This is a genomic window from Planococcus faecalis (assembly GCF_002009235.1).
GTDB lineage: Bacteria > Bacillota > Bacilli > Bacillales_A > Planococcaceae > Planococcus > Planococcus kocurii.
Genome location: NZ_CP019401.1, coordinates 3,133,620 through 3,157,354 on the forward strand (window position 1 = coordinate 3,133,620; position 23,735 = coordinate 3,157,354).

The 23,735-nt window shown below is 41.9% G+C and carries 19 protein-coding genes and 1 riboswitch; of the genes, 4 read left to right on the forward strand and 15 right to left on the reverse strand.

Features of this window, described 5'->3' with window-relative positions; genetic code table 11:
* Positions 1–68: 68 nt before the first annotated feature.
* From rlmN to scpC (AJGP001_RS15580), 4 genes are all read right to left on the reverse strand, one after another.
* Entirely contained in the window at positions 69–1,142 is a 1,074-nt protein-coding gene (gene rlmN, locus AJGP001_RS15565; protein ID WP_071152710.1) for a dual-specificity RNA methyltransferase RlmN, read from the reverse strand.
* A 269-nt stretch (positions 1,143–1,411) separates the two neighbouring features.
* Positions 1,412–2,935, reverse strand: a complete 1,524-nt coding sequence (gene scpC / locus AJGP001_RS15570; protein ID WP_071152711.1) for a succinyl-CoA:acetate CoA-transferase ScpC — start codon at positions 2,933–2,935, stop codon at positions 1,412–1,414.
* Between the two features lie 288 nt (positions 2,936–3,223).
* Positions 3,224–3,868 (reverse strand): LytTR family DNA-binding domain-containing protein, encoded by a 645-nt coding sequence (locus AJGP001_RS15575; RefSeq protein WP_058384167.1) that lies wholly within the window; start codon positions 3,866–3,868, stop codon positions 3,224–3,226.
* A gap of 102 nt (positions 3,869–3,970) precedes the next feature.
* Complete coding sequence (scpC, locus tag AJGP001_RS15580) at positions 3,971–5,470, reverse strand: succinyl-CoA:acetate CoA-transferase ScpC (protein ID WP_071152712.1); 1,500 nt, start codon at positions 5,468–5,470, stop codon at positions 3,971–3,973.
* Positions 5,471–5,888: 418 nt separating this feature from the next.
* Here scpC (AJGP001_RS15580) and AJGP001_RS15585 point away from each other — a divergent pair, with 418 nt between their 5' ends.
* Complete coding sequence (locus tag AJGP001_RS15585; protein ID WP_071152713.1) at positions 5,889–7,088, forward strand: MFS transporter; 1,200 nt, start codon at positions 5,889–5,891, stop codon at positions 7,086–7,088.
* Between the two features lie 136 nt (positions 7,089–7,224).
* Positions 7,225–8,112 (forward strand): MerR family transcriptional regulator, encoded by an 888-nt coding sequence (locus AJGP001_RS15590; protein WP_071152714.1) that lies wholly within the window; start codon positions 7,225–7,227, stop codon positions 8,110–8,112.
* A gap of 53 nt (positions 8,113–8,165) precedes the next feature.
* Here AJGP001_RS15590 and AJGP001_RS15595 read toward each other — a convergent pair whose 3' ends face one another.
* Both AJGP001_RS15595 and AJGP001_RS15600 read right to left on the reverse strand, forming a co-directional pair.
* On the reverse strand, positions 8,166–8,351 hold the full coding sequence (locus AJGP001_RS15595; protein ID WP_071152715.1) for a hypothetical protein: 186 nt from the start codon (positions 8,349–8,351) through the stop codon (positions 8,166–8,168).
* 92 nt (positions 8,352–8,443) lie between these two features.
* Complete coding sequence (locus AJGP001_RS15600) at positions 8,444–9,742, reverse strand: NCS2 family permease (RefSeq protein WP_071152716.1); 1,299 nt, start codon at positions 9,740–9,742, stop codon at positions 8,444–8,446.
* A gap of 514 nt (positions 9,743–10,256) precedes the next feature.
* Here AJGP001_RS15600 and AJGP001_RS15605 point away from each other — a divergent pair.
* Positions 10,257–11,195, forward strand: a complete 939-nt coding sequence (locus AJGP001_RS15605) for a nuclease-related domain-containing protein (protein ID WP_078080855.1) — start codon at positions 10,257–10,259, stop codon at positions 11,193–11,195.
* Positions 11,196–11,425: 230 nt separating this feature from the next.
* Here the strand turns inward: AJGP001_RS15605 and AJGP001_RS15610 are convergent, their stop codons facing one another.
* The 6 genes from AJGP001_RS15610 to AJGP001_RS15635 all read right to left on the reverse strand — a co-directional run bounded on the left by AJGP001_RS15610 (position 11,426) and on the right by AJGP001_RS15635 (position 19,524).
* Positions 11,426–12,637: a NupC/NupG family nucleoside CNT transporter gene (locus tag AJGP001_RS15610; RefSeq protein ID WP_058384162.1), complete on the reverse strand. Its 1,212-nt coding sequence runs from the start codon at positions 12,635–12,637 to the stop codon at positions 11,426–11,428.
* Between the two features lie 547 nt (positions 12,638–13,184).
* Positions 13,185–16,232: an efflux RND transporter permease subunit gene (locus AJGP001_RS15615; RefSeq protein WP_071152717.1), complete on the reverse strand. Its 3,048-nt coding sequence runs from the start codon at positions 16,230–16,232 to the stop codon at positions 13,185–13,187.
* 100 nt (positions 16,233–16,332) lie between these two features.
* Positions 16,333–16,578: a hypothetical protein gene (locus tag AJGP001_RS15620; RefSeq protein ID WP_058384160.1), complete on the reverse strand. Its 246-nt coding sequence runs from the start codon at positions 16,576–16,578 to the stop codon at positions 16,333–16,335.
* A gap of 121 nt (positions 16,579–16,699) precedes the next feature.
* Positions 16,700–17,866 carry a TraB/GumN family protein gene (locus AJGP001_RS15625; RefSeq protein ID WP_058384159.1) on the reverse strand — a complete coding sequence of 389 codons (1,167 nt, stop codon included), beginning with the start codon at positions 17,864–17,866 and terminating at the stop codon, positions 16,700–16,702.
* A 143-nt stretch (positions 17,867–18,009) separates the two neighbouring features.
* On the reverse strand, positions 18,010–18,855 hold the full coding sequence (gene ypfJ, locus AJGP001_RS15630; protein WP_058384158.1) for a KPN_02809 family neutral zinc metallopeptidase: 846 nt from the start codon (positions 18,853–18,855) through the stop codon (positions 18,010–18,012).
* A gap of 57 nt (positions 18,856–18,912) precedes the next feature.
* Entirely contained in the window at positions 18,913–19,524 is a 612-nt protein-coding gene (locus AJGP001_RS15635; RefSeq protein ID WP_071152718.1) for a class I SAM-dependent methyltransferase, read from the reverse strand.
* Between the two features lie 105 nt (positions 19,525–19,629).
* A riboswitch (Lysine riboswitch) is annotated at positions 19,630–19,808 on the forward strand.
* A gap of 127 nt (positions 19,809–19,935) precedes the next feature.
* On the opposite strand from AJGP001_RS15635, the gene dapA reads away from it, so the two are divergent.
* On the forward strand, positions 19,936–20,826 hold the full coding sequence (dapA, locus tag AJGP001_RS15640; RefSeq protein ID WP_071152960.1) for a 4-hydroxy-tetrahydrodipicolinate synthase: 891 nt from the start codon (positions 19,936–19,938) through the stop codon (positions 20,824–20,826).
* Between the two features lie 47 nt (positions 20,827–20,873).
* Here dapA and AJGP001_RS15645 read toward each other — a convergent pair whose 3' ends face one another.
* The 3 genes from AJGP001_RS15645 to AJGP001_RS15655 all read right to left on the reverse strand — a co-directional run bounded on the left by AJGP001_RS15645 (position 20,874) and on the right by AJGP001_RS15655 (position 23,610).
* Positions 20,874–21,713 (reverse strand): STAS domain-containing protein, encoded by an 840-nt coding sequence (locus AJGP001_RS15645; RefSeq protein ID WP_071152719.1) that lies wholly within the window; start codon positions 21,711–21,713, stop codon positions 20,874–20,876.
* 132 nt (positions 21,714–21,845) lie between these two features.
* On the reverse strand, positions 21,846–22,784 hold the full coding sequence (locus AJGP001_RS15650; protein WP_245830215.1) for a GGDEF domain-containing protein: 939 nt from the start codon (positions 22,782–22,784) through the stop codon (positions 21,846–21,848).
* A gap of 13 nt (positions 22,785–22,797) precedes the next feature.
* Positions 22,798–23,610 carry an alpha/beta fold hydrolase gene (locus tag AJGP001_RS15655; RefSeq protein WP_071152721.1) on the reverse strand — a complete coding sequence of 271 codons (813 nt, stop codon included), beginning with the start codon at positions 23,608–23,610 and terminating at the stop codon, positions 22,798–22,800.
* Positions 23,611–23,735 lie beyond the last annotated feature (125 nt).

Sequence of the window (23,735 nt, forward strand, 5' to 3'; positions counted from 1 at the left end):
CCATTGTTTAAAATAGTTTGTTTTCAGCATAAAAAAACGTTCCTGAAAATCAGGAACGTTTTTGCTTATTAAACGGTTACTTCTTTTTTCTCTTTTTTGATTTGCTTGCTTCGTAACTGTCCACAAGCTGCATCGATATCGGCGCCTTGCTCGTGACGTACGCCACAGTTGATGCCTTTTTTCTTCAATGCGTCGTAGAAAGCACTAATGGCTTCCGGTGTACTTTGTTGATATTGATCGTGCTCATCAACTGAATTGTACGGGATCAAGTTCACGTATGACAAGTGACGCTTATCTTCTAGCAATTTCGCTAATTGATGCGCTTCTTCTACATGGTCATTGACGTCACGCAATAAAATATACTCAAACGTGATGCGACGGTTGGATTTCTCTAGGTAATAATCGATCGCAGCCATCAATTTCTCGATTGGATATGCTTTATTGATTTTCATAATACGCGTACGCAACTCATTAGTCGGTGCATGAATTGAAATTGCTAGGTTTACTTGTAAGCCTTCATCTGCATAATCGTAAATTTTTGGCACGATACCGCTTGTTGAAACGGTGATGTGTCGAGCTCCGATAGCCAAACCTTTTTGAGAATTAACGATGTTTAGGAAGCCCATCAAATTCGTATAGTTATCAAATGGTTCACCGATACCCATTACGACGATGTGACTCACACGTTCTTCTTTTTGCTGCGTGTCAAAATGCGCTTGCACTTGCATAATTTGCTCAACGATTTCGCCCGCGTTTAAATCGCGGCTCTTTTTCAATAGTCCGCTGGCACAGAAACTGCAGCCAATGTTACAACCCACTTGTGTGGTTACACAAACAGAATTTCCGTATTTAAAACGCATTAATACCGTTTCGATCAAGTTACCGTCTTGCATTTGGAAAAGAAACTTAATCGTGCCGTCTGCAGATTCTTGCTTCACTGTTTCTTTCAACGTGCGAATCGCAAAGTTGTCTTCTAGCAACTGAACACAGTCTTTCGACAGATTGTTCATTTCTGCGAATTCAGTGACGCGTTTTATATACAACCAATCCCATACTTGCTCCGCACGGTATTTTTTCTGGCCGTTTTCTAAAAACCATTCTTTTAACTGGTCTATCGTTAATCCATAGATGGAATTTTTCATTTAAAGAACCCTCATTTCAAATTTCACAATTGCTTATTATAATACTAAAAATAACGCTTGACAACAACTATTTTTGTTTAGACAGAAAAATCTGATTAATAAATGCTTTTATACCGCCTATTTCAAAAATAAAAAAAGGTAAAAAGAAGGATCTTGCCTATACGGAATTGCCTGATTAATGGAAGCTTATTGGAAACAATAAAACCAAGCGCTGTTAAGCAGACCTGGTTTCATTGATTTTTATAGAAGCGTTTTATTTCCAAACTATTTTACACAGATACGGCTGCCTGCTGTTTTTTCTGTAGCATGGTACCGTTTTTTGCTAAGTCCGTGTGCCAAGAGAACGCTTTTTCTAAGACATGTGGAGTTTGCCCACCGCGTGTTAGCGCTTCGTCGTAATACGCGCGAAGTTGTGCACGATACGATGGGTGTACACAGTTTTTCAAGATAACTTCCACGCGCTCGCGCGGTGCTAAGCCACGAAGATCTGCATAGCCTTGTTCCGTGACAACGACATCCACATCATGTTCTGTGTGGTCAACATGCGAGACAAACGGAACGACGCTTGAAATATTTCCACCTTTGGCAATTGATTTTGTTACAAAAATCGCCAAACGAGCATTGCGCGCAAAATCACCTGATCCGCCGATGCCGTTCATCATGTTCGTGCCTGAAACATGCGTCGAGTTAACATTTCCATACATATCAAACTCTAATGCGGTATTAATCGAAATGAGTCCGAGACGGCGGATAATTTCCGGATGATTGGAAATTTCCTGTGGACGCATAATAATTTTGTTGCGGTAGTTTTCAAATTCCCCAAAAACTTGTTTCATTTTCGGTTTGGACAATGTAATTGAGCAACAAGATGCGAAATTTACTTTACCCGCATCCATCAAATCAAAAACAGCATCCTGTAAGACTTCCGAATATACTTGTAAATCTTTAAATTCCGAATCAACCATTCCGTGTAAAACGGCATTCGCTACAGATCCAATACCTGATTGCAAAGGAGCCAAGCTTTCTGTTAAGCGACCTGCACGAATTTCAGCACGTAAAAACTCAAGCAAATGGCCAGCCATAATTTCTGTATCTTCATCAGGTGGCACGATAGTTGAAGGAGAGTCCAATTGTTCAGTAAAAACAATGCCTCTCACTTTTTCCATATCGATCGGGATACCAACTGTGCCAATGCGCTGATCAACAGCGGTTACTGGAATTGGCAAGCGCTCACCTTGTTTGCCTGTATCATAGATGTCATGCAAGCCTTCAAATAATTGGGGCTGTGCCATATTAATTTCAACGATGATGTTTTTAGCATGTTTCGCAAACACTGCCGAATTTCCAACAGAAGTTGTCGGAATGATCATGCCGTCTGCTGTAATAGATAACGCTTCTACAATAGCAAAATCAATCGGTTCTGTAACGCCTGTACGAACCCATTCTGCCGTGTGTGACAAATGATGATCGACAAACAGCATTTCACCGTCATTAATTTTTTTGCGCATTGCCGGTTCTGCTTGGAATGGCAAACGTTTGTTGACAATCCCCGCTTCTGCAAACAATCGATCGATGTCTGAGCCTAACGAAGCGCCTGTGAAAACATTCACTTTAAAGCTTTCATTTTCTGCACGTTTCACCAAAGCGAAAGGAACCGCTTTCACATCTCCAGCACGCGTAAACCCGCTAAGTCCAAGTGTCATGCCGTCTTGTATCCATGAAGCCGCCTCTTCAGGTGTCACTACTCGCTCCTGCAACTGTTTGGCTTTGATTCGATTAACTTTCTGTTCCATTGTGGATCACTCTCTTTCACTATTAATTTTAATGGCTCTTTTGAAAATAAAGCGTTTTCATGAGCGTACGCTCAGTTTAAAATCGCATTTCACGTAAAAAAGGGTAGAGCATGTCATTATCGATTATCTTTTAATTATTAGATAATTTTAACTTATCCTGTTAAAAAACTGAGTTTTACAGCATGGACAAGCGTTAACTGTCACAAAGCAGAGAAACAGCTGTCTCAAACAGCATTTTTTTAAGCCCCCAAAAAGCGCATGATCGCTTTTCGCGGACATGCGCTTTTCTTAAAACCCTAAAAGTTTTCGGAAATAGCTAGAATAAGACTGACTGACGGGGATTCGTGCTCCGTTATTCATTGCCAAAACAAATGTGGAATGTGTATCTGGGTAAATTTCTTCTATATGATGCACATTAACAATAAATGAACGATGGCAGCGGATAAATGATTCACGTGGCAGTATAAATTCAAATTCCTGAAGAGAGTTTTTATTGGTGCCCGAATAGCCTTCTGCATGAACATGGGTTTTGCGATCTTTGACTTCCAAATACTTCACTTCTGTAAAAGGAATCGGTTTCCAGCCATCTGGACTTTTCACAGTAACCACTGACTTCCCTTCAGTAAATGCCGGATAAATGGCCATGACACATCCTTGCAACTTACCTTCATGTTCAAAGGGCACAGCCATGCCGTGATATGGAACACCAAAAATTTCACGATTAATGAATTCAGACGTTTTCTGATTTGCCAGCAATGCTTTGTGTGCAATCGTTCCCGGCTTGACCAAATCGCCTGGTTTGATTTTTAAATCTACTCGCTTACTTGGACGATAGTAAATATATTCTTTTGTATTTGTAACGGCTATTGAAATTTCGTCAGAGAATAATTCTCCCATGACATCCAATAGAGAACCTAGCGTAAAACTTTCCATTCGAATCCTCCTGTTTAAACTCATCCTTCTAATTATACATGAATTAGCTTTCTTCTATAAATAGAAAAACCAGCCCTTTAAAAGGACTGGTCTATACGGCTACTACGGTAGAAGCATCGTGCCGCTAGTTGTTAAATTTGCATGCCATGAAAATGCTTTTTCCAGTACATGAGGCGTTTGTCCACCACGTAATAGTGCTTCCTCATAGTAAGCACGCATTTGATCGCGATACATTGGGTGCATGCAGTTGTCAATAATTAGAGGAACCCGCTCACGCGGAGCGAGCCCACGTAAATCTGCATACCCTTGTTCAGTCACAACGATGTCGACATCGTGCTCAGTATGGTCAACGTGCGTGGCGAATGGCACAATACTCGAGATGATGCCACCTTTGGCAATCGATTTCGTAACAAATATCGAGAGACGTGCATTGCGAGCAAAATCACCAGAACCCCCAATGCCATTCATCATGTTACTGCCTGAGACATGCGTTGAATTGACATTGCCATAAATATCAAATTCCAATGCTGTATTAATGGAAATCAACCCAAGTCGGCGAATCAATCCGGGATGATTCGTAATTTCTTGTGGCCGCAAGAGGATTTTATCACGATACTCTTCAAAGTTTCCAAACACCTGATCCATTTTTTCTTTAGACAATGTAATCGACGAAGCGGAAGCAAATTTCACTTTCCCAGCATCAATCAAGTCAAAAACAGCATCTTGAAGAACTTCTGAATAGACTTCCATGTCTTCAAACTCCGAATCAATTAAACCGTGCAAAACAGCATTTGCGACCGAACCAATTCCCGACTGCAAAGGAGCAAGCTGATTGGTCAAGCGTCCCGATGCGACTTCCGAGCGCAGGAAATTCAGTAGATGTTGAGCCATCACTTCGGTGTCGTCATCCGGTTGCAGAATAGTTGAAGGAGAATCCGGCTGATCAGTAAAGACGATCGCTCGGACTTTTTCAAGATCCACGGGTACCCCGATTGTCCCGATTCGATCACTAACATGTGCCAAAGGGATCGGCGAACGCTGACCTTGTTTTTCAGGTTCATAAATATCGTGTACGCCTTTAAACAGTTGAGGCTGCGAAAGGTTGATTTCTATAATGACGTTTTTGGCGTGCTTGACGAAAACCGAAGAGTTGCCAACCGACGTCGTTGGAATAATCATGCCGTCTTCTGTAATCTCCAATGCTTCAATAACCGCGTAGTCGATCGATTCGATGACTCCAGCCCGGATCCATTCAGCCGTTTGTGATAAATGGTGATCAACAAACAGCATATCCCCACTATTTATCTTTCTGCGCATAGCCGGATCTGCTTGAAACGGCAACCGTTTGTGCACAATTCCTGCCTCTGCCATTAATTTATCGACATCTGAACCTAAAGAAGCCCCAGTAAAAACATTTACTTTAAACTGCTCTGTTTCGGCACGTCGAACCAATGCATAAGGAATTGCTTTAGCATCTCCCGCACGTGTAAATCCACTTAATCCGAGCGTCATTCCGTCTTTGATCCAAGACGCCGCCTCATCCGCAGATACCACTCGGTCCTGTAATTCGATAGCTTTGATACGATGAAGTTTATTGTCCATCCTTATCACCTTTCGGAGGCTTTAGTTTTTGTTAGCCTATACATTAATTATATCTTATTCGTTAGTGCATCGACTCTATACTAAGCTTCCAAATACAGAGTTTTCCTGCTATTCTTCACAGTCCCGCAACAAAACACAAGAACATTTCATTAAATTAATTCTTTATTCTTGCAATCAAAAAATGTAATTTTTCCAAGCTTATGAATTTTTGTGGGTACTCGAAATTCTTGTTTTGTTAACACGTGGAGTCTTTTCTTAGTTAACGTAAATTTCGATTTCACCACTCTTTTCTATGGATTTAACAGATGGAAAATATAGCAAGACCGTTCCATTGACAACAAGTTTCTACTGAAATAGTATAGAAAAGTTATAGAAAACAAATTTGTACGAACATATAGAAGAAAAGAGGGTGCGCAACATGTCTGCAGACCAAAAAAAGAAGATTTTCATCTTAATGATTAATATGTTTATCGCGGTTGCAAGTTTTGGAATTGTTATTCCGATTCTGCCTTCGTACTTGGTCTCAATCGACCAAGGCGGCATGGCGGCAGGCCTGATGATTGCTATTTTTGCCGCTTCCCAATTTATCTTTTCCCCAATTGCTGGTAAATGGGCCGATCAATACGGTCGCCGAAAAATGATTATTTACGGTTTATTTGGATTAACCATCTCCATGTTTGTTTTTTATGCTTCTGATTCTATTTGGATTTTGTATTTTTCTCGTGTCATCGGTGGCGTTGGGGCAGCGATGCTGATTCCAGCGATCTTTGCCTATATCGCAGATATTACCACTTTCGACCAGCGCGCAAAAGGAACGAGTATGGTTTCTGCAGCGATGTCGCTCGGCATTGTGGTTGGACCTGGAATTGGTGGATTTTTAGCCGATTACACCTTAAAGTTACCTTTTCTAGTCTCAGCACTCGTATCACTAGGAGCTGCTGTTTTTTCTGTCATTTGGTTGAAAGAACATGACGCTACAGATGCCAATCCTTCACTGGCTGCAAAGTTGACTGATGAAGAATCTATGTTCACTAAAATTGGCCGCTCCACCAAGATGCCGTATTTTATTCCGTTAATCATTACTCTCGTTATGAGCTTTGGTTTGCTAGCCTACGAATCAGTAGTTGGTTTGTATTTAGACAATCAGTTCGATTCCACGGCGAAAGATATCGCTGTTATGATTACTGCAACGGGCGTCGTCAGTGTAATTGTGCAATTATTTGTTGTAGATCGGATTGTTCGCCGTTATGGTGAAGTGTCCATTTTGGTTGCATTTCTTGGTGTCGCTGCATTTGGCTTTTTGCTGTCTCTTTTTGCTGGAAGCTATGCTATGTTCTTTGCTGTTTCGCTAATCATTTTCCTTGCTACTTCTATTTTACGACCTGTCTTAAATACACTGATTTCCAAAATGGCTGATGGTGAAGTTGGCTTTGCGATGGGCATGAACAATGCCTATATGAGTATCGGAAACGTAATTGGTCCTTTACTAGCAGGTGTTCTTTACGATATTAATATTGTCTATCCATTCATTTTAGGACTGATCATGTTACTGATTACATTGTTGATTACTACAGCTTGGCAACGCTCACGTGCCGCAAAAAATTCGGCAGTTATCTGAAACGGATTCTCACCAGAGAGTTCGTTTTTTGTTGTTTTTATCACTTACGGTGTCCTGCTTTACGGCTCTAACGATACGTTGTATAATATTTGTACAACACGTACGATAAATCTATAGATAGAATGAAGGTAATGCTATGTATAACATTAAAGCAGCTGCCAAAATTTTAGATATGCCGAAAGTGACAATTCGTTCTTGGGAAACGCGTTATAGTGCGATTACTCCTGCCCGAACAGAATCTGGACATCGCTTGTATTCGGATCAAAATCTGGAAGATTTGAAATGGCTAAAAATACAAGTACAAGATAACGGCATGAAGATAAGTGAAGCTGTAAAAAAACTACATGCTTCACGCAAGAAGTTTATTGTTCCGAATAACGAACTTCCTAACCGAGAGACATTAGAATACGGCGAACAAATTGATCAACTTTTTCAGGCCGCTGCCGAAATGGATACGGAACGCTTTAACTATTTGTTGGATTTGCATTTTTCTTTATTTCATCATCAAACAGTCTTTTTTTATATTATCGCGCCACTGATGGTACGGATTGGAGAGGCTTGGGAGAACGGCATCATTAGTGTTGCTCACGAACATATGATCACCCATATCGTTCAGCAACGCTTTAATCAATTTTTCCGCATTTTCCCAATTTCACCAAACTTGCCAAAAGTCATGGCACTTAGCCCAAGCGGTGAACAACATCAGCTTGGCTTGTTGCTGTTTACTTTGTTCTTACGCGAGAACGGTTTTTCCGTAGTTTACATTGGACCAGATACGCCTCTTGAAGGCTTAGAGGAAATGGTCGCTAAACAAAATTTCAAATTACTCTGTATGTCCATCGCTTCTCCTAAGATGTTGCCACTGGCCAATGACTATATCGACGCTTTAGCCAAGGCAAATCCAGAAATGCATTTTGTTCTTGGTGGGCAAGGTGTGGACTGCGAACAAACTAAAGAAAATCGCTGGTATTTAGGTAGCGATGTGAAAATTTGGCAGCAGTGGTTAGATGACCAAAAATTTTGATGCCTATCCAAAAAACTCCCTCAATAATGAAATTGAGGGAGTTTTTTTGTGTTTTATTGCCAATCAAGATCTTGGTAGTCTTTTTGGTATGGTCCGTTGTCTGTGACTTCTGAGTGATAAAGCGCTTTTAACGCAAAGCCTTTTTCAAGCTCCATCTCATCCTTCAGCACTTTCAACCGTTTTTTCAATTCCGGATGATCACTGACCAACTGTTCCATTTTGGATTTGGTGTATTTCATCTGTATCCGCTCCTTTTAGATCTTCTTGTCTTTATTGTACACTGCTGCAGAAAAAAACGCACTTGCTCAGCAAGTGCGTGACCATCTATTGTTTATCCTAAATAATGAAAAACAAAATTCGCCAGGAATAAACTAGCGATGACGTAGAGCGTCGGAGATATTTCGCGTCCTCTGCCGACAGCGATTTTTAAAATCGGGTACATAATAAAGCCGATCGCGATTCCATCGGCAATGCTGTACGTAAACGGAATCAACGCCACGATTAAAAGCGCTGGAAAGCTTTCCGTCATATCGGTCATATCAAGGCTTTTAATGTTTTGCAGCATCAAAAAACCAATGATGATTAAGATTGGCGCAATTGCACTATCTGGTATCAGCTTGATGACCGGAATGAAAAACGAAGCGACCAAAAACAATAATCCCGCCGTAATCGACGTTAATCCGGTCCGACCGCCAGCTGTCATGCCCGCAGCACTTTCAACTGTGGCTACAGTTGGACTCGTACCAAAAATTCCCGACGTCATCGCAGACACAGACGTTGCTTGAAAAGCACGACTGAATTTCTCGGGGCGCTCAATAAACGCCACTTGCCCATGAACCAGTCCAATGTTTTCAAACACTAGCACCATGGTCAGTGAAAATACCGCAACCCAAAACGTTGTGGACAAGATATTCCCGAATGATAGCGCGCCAAATACCGCAAAAGCTTCCGTCGCGTTAATCGACGACTCGTTCATGCTGCCAAAGTCGATAAGGCCGAAAAACGCCGCGATGACTGTTCCCACAACAATGGTAATCAGAAAATTCCCTGGCACATTGCGAATAAACAACACTACCGCAATAATAACCGTCAAAACAGTGGCCAATACATGCGCATCCGCAAGCGAACCAAGTGCCAAAATCGAACTCGTGCCACGCTCAACAATGCCGCCTTTTTCTAGACCAATCAGCATAAGAAATAAGCCGAGCCCGACAGTAATGGCTTCTTTCAGCGAATGCGGCACGGCGGCACTCAGCATTTTCGCAAAACGCGTAAAAGCCACCGCCACAAAAATCACACCGGAAACAAACACTACCGCTAGCGCTTCCTGCCAAGACAAGCCCATAGACTGAACCATCGTGTACGAAAATAGCGCATTAATACCCATACCTGGCACTAACAAAATCGGTGCATTGCCCCAAAAGCCCATGAGCAAACAGCCAAAGACCGACGCCACAATCGTCGCAACAATCGCTGCTTCAAGCGGCATGCCCGCTTCCGACAAAATCAGCGCATTGACGGCAATAATGTAGACCACCGTAAAAAAGCCGATTAAGCCCGCTGTCATTTCACGCTTAACTGTCGTGTCATTTTCCTGAAGACCGAAAAACCGATCCATCCAATTAAACATCGTCATAACCTTCTATTAAATTAGCCCTCTCCCTACCCGCTCTGCCTATCGAAATAGGTAAGCCAAGGTAGGAGTGTAATCTAAAAAGAAGGCACTGTCAAGGTGTTTCGCTTGGCGGGTGGATATTTGGGATGTGAGTGTGCGTATTTTCTGACGACCGTGCGTATGCCTTCGTTGAACGTGCGTATTTCTCCACGACCGTGCGTATACCCTCGCTGAACGTGCGTATTTCTCCACGACCGTTCGTATGCCTTCGTTGAACGTGCGTATTTCTCCACGATAGTGCGTATGCCTTCGCTGAACGTGCGTATTTCTCCACGATCGTGCGTATGCCTTCGCTGAACGTACGTATTTCTCCACGACCGTGCATATGTCCGAAAAACTAGTTGGTTTTATCGCTTTTCGCTCGCGAAAAGCCGGTAATTAAGATTTTTAAAATAAGCTTTTGCAAGAAAGCTGCGAGTGCTATAATTCAAGTAATTCACACAAAGGAGGGAACGACATAACGAAAAAAATTAGTTTATTAACACAAGCAGATGCTTTAACGTTACTCCTAGCAAGGCTTAGCTGTCACCATCCACAACGGCAATTTCTTGAAAGGGAGCTCTACTGGATTACGGCGGGAAAGCGTGGAGAAAATCGGATGCAGAAGAAATTCAATGAATTCCATTTTGAAGGAGAGTTTCATACCTTATGGGATGTAAACTTGAAAATCGACAACTGGTCTGTCCAAATGGATGGTCTATTGCTGACTAGGCGTTGCGTAATCATCATTGAGTCTAAAAACATTAGTGGCCAACTCCATTTTGATGAACAGACGGATGAATTTTTCCGTATTAATTCCGCAGGAGAAAAAACGGTTATGGAAAATCCGAAAATCCAGCTGAATAAGCATATTCGTTTTCTGACACAATATTTTAAACTGCATAAAATTAATTTACCCGTATCTGGCTTGGTTGTTTTCACCGCTAAAGACAGTGAATTTATTTCCAAACCATGCGGTGTTGCTAGTTGTAAGACTTACCAAATGATCGAATACCTTTTGAAAATTCTACAGGCTTTCCCCCTCGAAGCCGAAATGATAAAACTGACTAAACTCAAGAAATTGATTTTGACCAATCAAACCCCTTATAAAAAACCCCCTTTGTGCACTTACTATTTTATTGATCCAATAGATTTACAACCTGGCGTCTATTGTCAAACTTGCAAAGCTTTTACGATGCAACGGAACAAGCGTAGCTGGGTTTGCGATTATTGCGGAGTACGAGACGCATCTGCGCACCTTTTGGCTCTTCAAGAATATTTCACGTTTGTAGGGCCGACCATAACAAATCAAAAGCTTCGTAATTTCTGCGGATTCGCATCACGTGCGGTTGCCACCAGGTTGCTTGGTCAATTGGATTTAGAGAAAACTGGAGAATCAAAAGCCTCCTCGTATTGCATACGAGAATAATGCAAAAGCTTCCCGATAGAGTGGGAAGCTTTTTTGTTGAGTTTTTTTGAACGTGCGTATTTTTCTACGAGCGTGCGTAAGTCTCGCTTGAGCGTGCAGAAATCTCGGTGAACGTGCGTATCTGCATCCCGAGCGTGCGTATTTCTCCTCGAGCGTGCATATGCCGCAGCTATTCGCCTCAAAACCTAAAAAGGACCTGCAATAGCTGCAGGCCCTCATTATTTTATTTTTCAAACGAACATTCCGGCAATTGCTGCACTCAATAATGAAGCGAGTACACCCGCCGCAACGGCGCGCATGCCAAGACGAGCAATATCTGAACGACGACTTGGTGCGATCGCACCAAGTCCGCCAAGTAAGATTGCCAATGAGCTTAAGTTTGCGAATCCGCAAAGAGCAAAGCTGACAACGATGACCGTTTTAGGTGACAAGTTGGCAATTTCAGGAGCAAAAGCTGAATACGCAACAAATTCGTTAAGTACTAGCTTCTGTCCGATAAAGCTACCCGCTTGGACTGCTTCAGCCCAAGGTACACCAATTGCCCATGCAAGCGGTGCAAAAATGACGCCTAAAATACTTTGGATAGTCAAACCACCAAAACCGAACCATCCACCGATGCCGCCAAGTACACCATTTAGTAAAGCAATTAATGCGATAAATGCAAGTAACATCGCGCCCACATTTAACGCCAATTGAAGACCGTCAGACGCACCACGTGCTGCTGCATCTACGACGTTAACTGAAGCTTCGTCTTTTTCCATAACAAACTCTTTTTCTTCGACTTCTTCTGTTTCCGGCATCATGATTTTAGCCATGATCAACCCGGCTGGAGCAGCCATGAAACTTGCAGCTAACAAATATTCAAGCGGTACACCAAGAAGTGCGTAACCCGCCAGAGTAGAACCTGCTACAGAAGCCAGTCCCCCTGTCATAACTGCAAATAATTCGGACTTGGTCATCCCCGCGATAAAGGGGCGAATGACTAGCGGTGCTTCTGTTTGGCCAACGAAAATATTCGCTGCTGCTGAAATTGACTCTGCTTTACTCGTTCCAAGAAGCTTCGATAATGCGCCTCCCAGAATTTTGATGACAATTTGCATAACACCTAAGTAATATAGTACTGAAATTAAAGAAGAAAAGAAGATGATAATTGTCAAAACTTGGAAGGCGAAAACAAATCCAAATCCACCAATGTCAGCCGCTGGACCAAATAAGAAAGCAATTCCTTCACCTGCATAGTCAATTACATTTTGGACTTTATTCGAAAGACCTAACAACATTTTTCTTCCAAATTCCCATTCTAGTACCATAAATGCAAATGTAATCTGGATGGCTAATCCGCCGAGAATTGTCCGTGGCTTGATAGACTTCTTGCCGCTTGATAATAAGAAGGCGATTCCAAGAACAACGAATACGCCAAAGATGCCCCACAATAAATTCACAACTTCACCTCATCTATATATATTTTTATCAGAAAATTAAGCAAATACATTGTTTAACTCTACTGTCGTCAGACATCTTACCAAATCTAGTGAAAGAAGTAAATGACTATCGTGTGACAAAATGATAACGCATACATTGCCCACCTATCCCGCTGTGACACGCTTTGTTTCATTTTTTTAGTCTCTTCCTTCATTAAAGTAAGTTATTTTCCTAGAAAAAAAGCTGAAACTACTCCGATAATACTTCGTATGTTCACTCCAGCACCTGAAATCTGATTATTTGTCTGTCGTATTCACAGTATGGCTTAAGTTATTCATGTTACGAGGTGAAGCTGTAGCGCGCAGAATCGGATTGAGCATTGCCGGAAAGACTCAGCCCTACGCACTAGCAAAAACGAAGCTTTCGCCATATCACCTGCTTGTTCTGTTGAATCCCCTTTATAACTCACTCTTTCGATCAACGTTACTTTATTACTGATTTGCTCACTTTCCAAATACTCATTATTCAAATAAAAACTGCACAACCCAAAGGCTGCGCAGTCTATTGTTATTCTGTCACTTGATTTCTGCGACGGTTCACACGGTAAAATACTAAGTAAAGTGATGGAATCATTACCAATGTGAACAAGCTTGAGAATGCAAGTCCAGCAATGATTGTAACTGCTAACGGTTCAAATAATGGATCTCCTGACAACGCGACTGGCACGAGTGCGATGATTGACGTGATAGTTGTCAAAAGGATTGGTTTGATACGGGCATAGCCTGATTCGACAATGGCTTCCTTAATATCAAAGTCTCCTGATAGACGACGTGTTTCTACAAAGTCAATCAACACAACTGCGTTTCGCACAACAATCCCTGTCAGGGAAACAATTCCCATAACGCCAAGGAAGCTTAGCGGTGTTTGCGTTAAGAACAATCCAAGAATTGCACCAGAAATACCTAAGTAAACAGCGATCAACACAAGGAATGGTAAGCTAAACGATTTAAACTGGAAAGCAATAACTAAGTACACTAACAAAATGACAACTAGGAACAATAGACCAATTTCAGCAAAGAAAGCTTCTTGATCAGAGTTTTCTCCACCTGTCGATAATTCGTAGCCTTCTGTCAATGACTCACGCTCTTTGTCAATGACAGCCAACATGTTGTTTTCAAAGTCATCAATGTCACCAAATGCACGAAGTGTAATCGAACGGTCCCCTTCTTTATGCGGCACCTGTGACAGTTTCGTTGTGTCTTCTGGTGTTAGCAACTCATTCATCGGCACCAAGGTCGGTGGTCCTTGTTCACTAAGCGCCGGAACTTCGAATTGAGACAAGTCAATTGGTTGACCATCGTCAATGCCTGATTGCTTCAAGAACACTTGGTACGGCATTTGACCTTCATAAATGGTGTAAAGAGGCACACCTTGTGTCAACAGCTGGAGTTGATTGGTCACTGAACTAAGCGCGATTTTGTTTTCTTGTAGCGCCTGTTGATTTGGTACATACTCAATCGCTGGAACCGAGTCGCCTAAATTATCGGTAACAATCGTAGCGCCTTCTGCCAACAATTGCGCTTTTAATTCATCGCGTATAGACGCCAATTCTTCAATATCTTCACCTGTAATATCCACTGTAACTGGAGCTCCTACAGGTGGCCCTTGTACAATCGTATCCAAGAAAATTTCGGCTTCTGGGAAACGTTCACGCAACTCGGGCTGCCACTTATCAATGAAGTCCGAAGCGGTTGTTTGCTCACGGTCAATACGGAATACTACTTGACCGGTGTTGCCTCCTGTGTTGTTCATTGAAGAGGCAAACAAGTTTGGCAATCCTTCACCTGAAAAGATTGAAATTTCAGCAATGTTATCATCTTCAGATTTGACTTCTTCCGTTAAGTTAGCAAGAAATTCATCCGTATTTTCAATCGTTGTGCCTTCTGCAAGGCGGACGTTCATCGTTACTTCTTCACGGTCAGCTGCTGGGAAAAATTCAAAAGGCGTAAAGAGCGCAAGAGATAATAATCCTGTCGCGACTAACATGCCTCCGACGCCAACAAGTAGAGGGCGTTTTAATACGCCACGCAATACTTTATTCGAATAAAACAACGCAATTTTCTCGAGTGGTTTCCCTAAGAATCCAGGGGTATCTGAAATTTTCTTTGCTCTTTGTTTCGTTTTCAAATATTGCATCATGGGTACAAGTGTAATCGACAGCACCGTTGAAGCTAATATTGTCGTAATTAAAATACTTGGCAAGGCCTTGATAAACGCACCATTACCGCCTGATAGCAATAACAATGGAGAGAATGTCACGACAATTGCCAAACTAGAAGAAATAATCGACGGGTATACTTCACGGACGCCGGTAATCGCTCCATCGCGAGCGGAATCCCCTAGCTTATAACGCCGCTGAATATTATCGTTAACAACGATACTGTCATCGACTAAAATACCGATGGCAATAATGAGACCAATCACTGAGATTTGGTTCAAGTCAACGCCTAACCACGGAATCGGGATCATTCCGATGAGTACGGAAGCTAAGACCGTTAACGCGACTGCAAAAGATCCATACAACGTTAATCCAGCTGTTGTGACGATCAAAACAGCTAAGACAGCGATGGCCAATGAAACATATAGGCTGTCGAAGATTTCATTCACATTATCAGCTTGAGATTCGTATTTCTCAGCTTGAACGCCAGCTGGAAGATCAGCTGCAAATTCTTCAATAACTTTAGAGACCTTATCATCTACAGAAGGAACGTCTTGTGCCGTTTGCAAAAAGACCGTATACGAAATGGCGTCTTCGCCTTCAAACGTTACAATATCTTCTGTTTCTTGATCTACCGTCTCGATCGTTGCAACATCTTCAAGTGGTACTGCTGCTGCACCTACTTGTAGTTCTTTTAGTTTGTCGATGCCTTGACCTTGTTGCACAGTTAGGCTCACTTGCTCGTTGCCATTATCATGTGTGCCAAGTGACAATGGCTGATTTGCTTGTTGAAGCGATTGGAGCACTTCAAATGGCTGAAGCCCATTAGCGGCTAGTTCTTCACTATTGAGTTCAATTAGAACTTGCTGTGAGTTTAAACCTTTAACCGTTGTTCCAGCAACTCCTGAAACGGCTTCTACTTCTTCAGAAAGCGTGGCTAACGCATCTTCCATACTTTTTAGTTCTTCTTTATCCCCATAGAACATGTACGACACTAAGGGGAAAGTTAAATCTAGTTTTTCCACCGTTGTTTCTGATGCGTTATCAGGAAATCCTGATGTCGCATTTCCTACTTGTTGCTGAATGCTGTTGATTAACTCATCCGGATTCTCACCATCTTCTATTTCCAGTGTAATGATGGAAGCAGAATTGGCAGACACGGATTGCAGCGATGCAATGCCATCTACTTGTTGGATTTCACGCTCGAGCAGATTGGTGATGGACGTTTCCACTTCCTCAGGCCCTGCACCTGGCAAAATTGTTGAAATTAAAACAAGGCTTGATGGGGTTTCCGGAATCTCACGTTGCGGTAATGTGATAAAGACATATGCCCCAACGATCGATAAGATTAAAATTAAAAATATGAATAACTTGCTTCGACCTAATAGATATTTCATTGGCCTAGCTCCTCTGCATTTTTTGTATAATAATTGTATAACTATGACTTTGGAATTACCAGTGGCATGCTTAGAAAAATCGGCTGAAATTACCAGCCGATTACGAATTGGGTGTCTTTTGCTGTTTCATCAAAAAAGCAGCAACCAACAAAAGGATCGGCAACAAGATACCAAACTGGAACCAAACTCCATCTCCCCCCATATAAATAAGTAGCATCGGTGGAAGCAAAGCAATTCCGCTCCAGGCTAACGCTTGCCAGGAACCCCTCCAGAAACCGATTATTGCCAACACGACGGACAAAATGACCAACGACCACAGTAAAATGCCTACTAGAAAAAAGCTCATCTCCATGCGCCTCCTCATTTCTAATGGTCTTTTGTTATATATACCCGCTCTTAAACTATCAGCAACAAGAGAAAAACAAAAAACCGGACAGCAAAGTTTCGCCGTCCGGTAGGAAATCTACTTATAGGTTTTGGAAAAACAAACGAATAACGTCTAATCCTCCGATTACATTGCCTGCTGCTGTACCCAAATTTGTTAACACCACAACTAGTAGAACACGCGTAACTTTATTGTCCCAAAAGCCTTTAAGCGTAAAAACGTCCTTCGATAAGGTTTGGAAATCCCCAACGTTCGGGCGACGAACATAGGCTTGTGCAAGTCCTGAAAACCAGCCTGCCGCTAACAATGGATGTAGTGCACCGATCGGACCCCCGACAAAAGCAGTGAGGATTGCTAATGGATGACCGAAAGCTACAGCAGCACCTATTGCCCCAAGACATGCGGTCCAAAGGATCCAGCTAATCGTTTGGTCGAGACCAGCTGCAGGGTTATTCATAAACGTGATGGCAATCATAGCGACCAATGCTAACGGAATTGCCCAACCGATAACTTTCGGCCACTTTGATTTGGCTGGAACTTTTGATAGTTCTTCCAAATCGTGTTCGTTGTGGACTTCTTTAATGATTCCTGGAACATGTGCTGCACCAAGAACCGCGACAATTTTTTGACCAGGAGCTTCTTTAATTTTTTGCGCCAAATATTGGTCTCGTTCGTCAATGAGCGGCTCTTTCAGTTTAGGGAAAGATTGGGTAAAATCATTCATTACCGCGTTGAGGGTATCCTGTGACTTCATCTTTTCCAAATCTTCTTCTGAGATTGTTTCTTTGCTGAAAATACTAAAGAATACGGAAGTCAGCAATTGCGCTTTCCCCATAAAACCGATATTGCCCCAAATGCGCGAAAACGTTACTTGAATATTACGGTCAGCGAGTACCAATTCTGCGCCAGTTTCTTTAGCAGAAGCAATCCCTTGAATCATTTCTTGTCCAGGTTTGATGCCAAACTGATCTGCAAGACGGTTTTGAAAAGAGGAAATAGCCAAATTCATGAGTAACAAACTTGCTTTTTTGTCTTTGATCACTTTGAAAATGTCGGTTTCTTTCCATTTGCTGTCTTGAGTTACCGATTCATAGCGCTGCGCATCTAATTCGATGCATACCGAATCCGGTCGCTCGGTTTCAATGACGGCTTTCACCTGCTCTGCACTAGCTTTAGAAACGTGTGCCGTACCGATTAGGATTAATTCTTTGCCGTTGTATTCTAGGCGTGTGATATTGTCATCCAACATGCTGTACTTCCTTCGCAGAGCTATATTTCTTTCCATGCGAAATGAAAAGACTGTCTATTTTATATAATGAATCACATCAGCAAAAATATCAATGCTGCACCCTTTTATTTGCATGCTAAAAGTAATTTTCACTTTAGGTGCCATCACAAATCAGTTGCATTAAACGTGTCGCCTTCTTTTAAATTACCGGCTTGAAAGCCTTTTTTAAACCATCGCTGGCGCTGTTCGGAACTACCATGTGTAAAACTCTCAGGTACAACGTAACCACGGGACCGCTGTTGAATGGTGTCATCCCCTACCGCACTTGCGGCTGTCAATGCTTCTTCTAGGTCACCTTCTTCTAAATAGCCCATACCTTGCGCATGGTGGGCCCAGACGCCCGACAAATAATCCGCTTGCAACTCCAAGCGTACTTGCACTTTATTGTATTCTTCTTCACTAAGCTGGCTGCGAAGTGGCTGCACGTCTTCCATAACACCAAGAAGATTTTGAACGTGGTGTCCAACTTCGTGTGCCACGACATACGCCATGGCAAAATCACCGGGTGCTTGAAATTGGGTTTGTAGGTCATTGTAAAAACTCAAATCAATATAAAGTTTGTAATCGCCTGGACAATAAAAGGGTCCGACGGCTGCGCCTGCTGTTCCACAGGCAGACTCGACGCTGCCACTATACAAAACGAGTGTCGGCTCAACATATTCCATGCCTTCTTCTTTAAAAACTTCTGTCCAAACTTGTTCCGTATCCGCTAGAACGACTGACACAAATTCAGCCAATTCTTCTTCTTGTGGAGTTGATTCGTAAGACTGGTTTGAAGTCGTTCCTGAGGATCCACCCAATTGATCAAGAATGACACCTGGGTCGCCTCCTAAAAAAGCCACTAATAACACAATTAAAATACCGCCGATGCCGCCTCCTGCTACTAGCGCTCCACCTTTCCCTCGCCGATCTTCAACGTTTCTACTGGCTTTTCTACCTTTCCATTCCATAGGGGTCCCTCGTTTCACAATTGTTTTACTGTAAATATACCCTTTAGAGCACTAGTTCTAATCCATTTTAGACAATCGATAAATTAAAAATCGTTCGCGCGGATCTTTATGGAAATCCGACAATTGAATTTCTTCTATTAGCTGAAAAACTCCGTTAGCTTCCAGATAATCACTGTAATCTTGAGAGGCAAAAAACAAAATCATGTCTACCGTCCGTGGAGATTTTTCGACTGAAGCTAAAATTTTATTCACAAATGCGATGAATATCGCCACTGAAAAAGGGTTAAAGAAATAGAATACGGTATCGTCTGCTGTAACTGGGTATTTCTGAGCTAAGCAATTACAAAAGTTAATGTGAAACTCTGCACCTTTGTGCTTTTTCGCGTACTGTTTTTTATTTTCGAGGGCTTCTGTGTAAAATGTCGGATTCATTTCGATGCCTACACTTTTTACACCAAAAAAATGATGCACATAAAAATTCAAGCGCCCTTTTCCACAGCCAACATCAACGATACAATCTTCAGGAGACAGGCTATAATGCTCAAACAATTTGTCGAGTAAATCGTAAGGTGTAGGCTCATAACGATTATGATGCAAAGAGGCATTAAATCCTTGCTGGTTTCCTGTTGTTGCAATGGCTAGCAGTTGGTCATAGGCTTGCTCACTCATTCTATCTCTCCTCGGTTATAATTTTTTACGTTCTTCATCTTGCAATTAATAGAAACATTTGTTATAGTACAGCTAATTCAATATTTCTTGCTCTTGTTTTTACAAGAGTAGGATAGAGGCGCAAAAACCATTAGTACGCAAAACGAGGATGATGAGATCCGTTGACGTTTGCCGAAAGGGGGATTTGCCGAAGTGGCGGAGATCTCACATTTCCGTGCGCTGGGTCTGCATTTAATAAATGCAGGACTGTCATATAGGAAACTATATGGAGGGCTATCTGATGCACAGGAGCAAATGGTAAACATTGTTTCTACTGCAGCAACAGGACCTCCTGTTGCTGCTTTTTTGTTTGTTCCTGACGGGCCTCTCACCTCTAAGCTTCGAAAAAAATTAGAAAAGGGTGTGTTCTGTATGAATTTCGGCCAAGTAATTACAGCAATGGTAACACCATTCGACCAATACGAGGAAATTGATTTTCCGGCAACGCAAAACTTAATCGAGCACTTGATTGCTAATGGATCTGACGGCCTTGTCGTCGCAGGAACCACAGGCGAATCGCCAACTTTATCGATAGAGGAAAAAGTAGAATTGTTCCAGTTTACCGTCAACACTGTTGCTGGACGGATTCCGGTCATCGCAGGAACCGGCTCGAACAATACGCGGGCATCGATTTCTTTGACTCAACAAGCAGAGAAAGTCGGCGTAGATGGCATTATGCTAGTTACGCCTTATTACAATAAACCTTCACAAGAAGGCATGTTCCAACATTTCCAAGCCATTGCGGAGTCGACTCATCTACCTGTCATGCTCTATAACATTCCAGGACGTAGCGTCGTTAACTTGCTTCCAGAAACCGTCATCCGCTTGTCTCAAATTAACAATATCGTTTCTATTAAAGAAGCGAGCGGTGATTTGGATGCTGCTTCAGAAATTATTGAACACACAGCTGAATCTTTTACTGTCTATAGCGGCGATGACAGTCTGACTTTACCGATGCTGTCTATCGGTGGTGCGGGCATCGTTTCGGTTGCTGCACATATTATCGGCAACGATCTGCAAGACATGATTACGAGTTTTAAAACAGGTGATGTGAAAACAGCAGCAACTATTCATAGACGGTTATTGCCAACAATGAAAGCATTGTTCGCTGCGCCAAATCCATCTCCAGTTAAAGCAGCACTGCACATGACAGGTGTTCCGACTGGCGGCGTTCGGTTGCCAATGATTGCACTGACTGATGAAGAAACCCTGACGTTACACAAGTCTTTACCCAGTCTGCATTCAGAAGCAGTGACAAATTGACTAACTAAAAAAAACGCTGAAGTCTAGGAACTTCAGCGTTTTTTTAATTAAGTGACATTCATCTGATGTAAGACACGTTTCAGGCTGCCACCAATTTCAATGTCTTTTAAATCGACGCCAATACCAACAAGCATCGCTGCAATTTCTGGACGAATTCCCGTGAGAACCGAGCGTATACCTACAAGCTTTAGCGACTGAATGATTTTAATAATTTGTTCTGCAACGATTGAGTCGACTCTCACGACACCTGACAAATCTACAATCAATACCGTAATTTTTAGTTGATTTGTTGCTAGTAAGGTTTTCTCCAGTATATAACGAGCTCGGTCTATTTCAATGCTACCCACTAGTGGTAAAACGGCAATCTGATCACTGACCGGGACAACGGGTGAGGAAAGTTCAAGAAATTCTTTTCTTGCGCATGCCAATTTTCGTCGATATGAAACTGTGTAGGCTTCTGTATAGGAAACAGCTGCATAATCCAGTAACGAATGAAAGGTTTCCATAATATCAAAAACGACTTGAATGGCAACTTTTTTGTGAACGGCTTCTGTTTTGATGACTGTTCCAATGTGTTTTCGGAACAGAGAAACTTCTACAAGTGCGTCTTCTAATGATCGATTGTTTTCGAGAAAAAAATTACCTGTTTTTTCTCCCCACCGTTGAATATTCGCATAAACTCCTTGAATGTCGCAGCTATTGCTAATGGATTGTCCAATTAAATCCACAAAATCGATTCGGATTCTATTGACGACTTCGATAAAATCTTTATTCATTTGCAACTGCTCAGCCTGAAGATTGGTATTGACTTCCTCATGAATCAATTGTGCGATCAATTCTTTATCTAACGACACGCGTTCCCCCAATAACCGATTCTCTTTTTCCATAAGACCTCCAGAGGCAAAGATATTTTGTACGCTAAGTATAGCTGGTAAACGAATGGTTGCAATGAGTCCAGTTCCCTATTTTTCCCAATAAATAAACATCCGTTTTTAAAGACGGATGTTAAAGGTAGTTCTTTATTCATTGCCGAAGACACAATTTCTTCCATTAGCTTTTGCTTTGTATAGAAAACCATCCGCTCTAGAGAGCAAGCTTCCTACTTCGTCTCCAGGCGCATAAATGGCGATACCGATACTTACCGTGATGGGTACATGCATCCAGTCAGCAGCTTCTATGTGCTTACACAAAGAGTCAGCCATAGCTAAGCCTTCTTCAATTCCTAAGTCTGGCATCACGACGACGAACTCTTCTCCTCCGAGACGTGCTACAATATCGGCCGTGCCAACTTTCGTTTCTAGATGCCACGCTAATTCCTGCAATACTGCATCACCTATTTGGTGACCATATGTATCGTTAACTTGCTTAAAATAATCAATATCCAAAATCAAAAGAGCCACTTTTCGACCATTTTGCGCCTGCAGTAAAAAGTCATGAAGTCGCTCTTCCAAATAGCGACGGTTTTTCAAACCCGTTAGCGAATCCGTGATGGACAATTGCTGTAGTGTTGAGTTCAGATCAATCAGTTGTTGCTGTTTACTTTCTACTTCGCTCATTAAATGTTGTAGTTTCTCATAGGCTTCTACTGTTTCACGGTTGATCTTTTCTGCATTGCGTTTGGCTAATAGGAGTTCTTTTTCATATTCACCACGAACACTCATCTGGATCAATGCACATTCGTACAAACCATTTTGCTCTACTGCATTCATCAAGACTGGCATATGTCCTGCCGCACTTTTCAAGGTCAAAAACATTTCATTTACGGTGCCATGCATTTTAATAGAAGGAGTAAAGTACGTTTGGAAATACATCCGGGAAGCGATAGTCAGTAAATCATGGATATGCTGCGGATTTTCTACGCTTGTCAAATTCCGCAACGTGCTATTCATTTCAACGACACGCAATTCCTGGTCCAGAACCAAATAACCACAAGGGGCTCTATCGAGTTGCTGTTCCACGATTTTCACTCCTCTATTCTGCTAAATACGCCTTAATGCGTTTTACCGTTTCCTCTGAATCACTCAAATGTGGATTGTGTCCCATTGCTTCCATTACAACCAATTGACTACCTGAGATATGATCGCGGAGATATTGACCAATTTCTAATGGTACAATGGCATCAAATTTTGGTTGAAGAATCAACGTAGGTACTGTAACTTTATCTAATTGGTCACGAAGATCTGAAGTGAACGTTACTTCAGCGAATTGACGAGCAATCATCGGGTCATTTGAACACAATAATTGCTCAAAATCCGCAGCCAGTTCAGGACGTTCCTCGTTCTGCATGACGACAGGCGCCAAATACTTCGCCCATTCTTTATAGTTTATTTCCATCATATCCAATAATTCATCGATATCAGATTGTTCAAATCCACCATTGTAGCCAGGTTCGTTCAGATAATAAGGAGATGGTCCAATCATAATCATTTTCTCCATCAACTCTGGACGTTCGATTGAAGCAAGCATCCCAATCATAGCGCTGACAGAGTGACCAATAAATAAAATTTCCTCAAGTTCTAACGCAGCGCAAACTTCTAGAAGATCCTGTTTGTAACCGTCTAACGTGCTATAGCGTTCGGTCGAATAAGCGGCCTTATCACTTTTCCCTGCACCAACATAGTCGAAAGTGACAATTCGATAATCTGCTGAAAATTCTACAATTGTATTGTCCCAGACTTGCTGATCGCAGCCAAAACCATGACCAAATACTAAGGTTTTTTCACCTTGACCAATAACCTGAACATTATTGCGTTTTAAAATATCATTTGCTGTTTGAACTGTCATTCTAATTACCACCCTTTGTGCATTTCTTATTGAAAATTTCTTCTTGTATATAAGTTAAATATATCCTAATCATAGCATCAAAAGTTATATTTAAAAGAGCCAGGTAGAAAAATTTTATTAGTTAA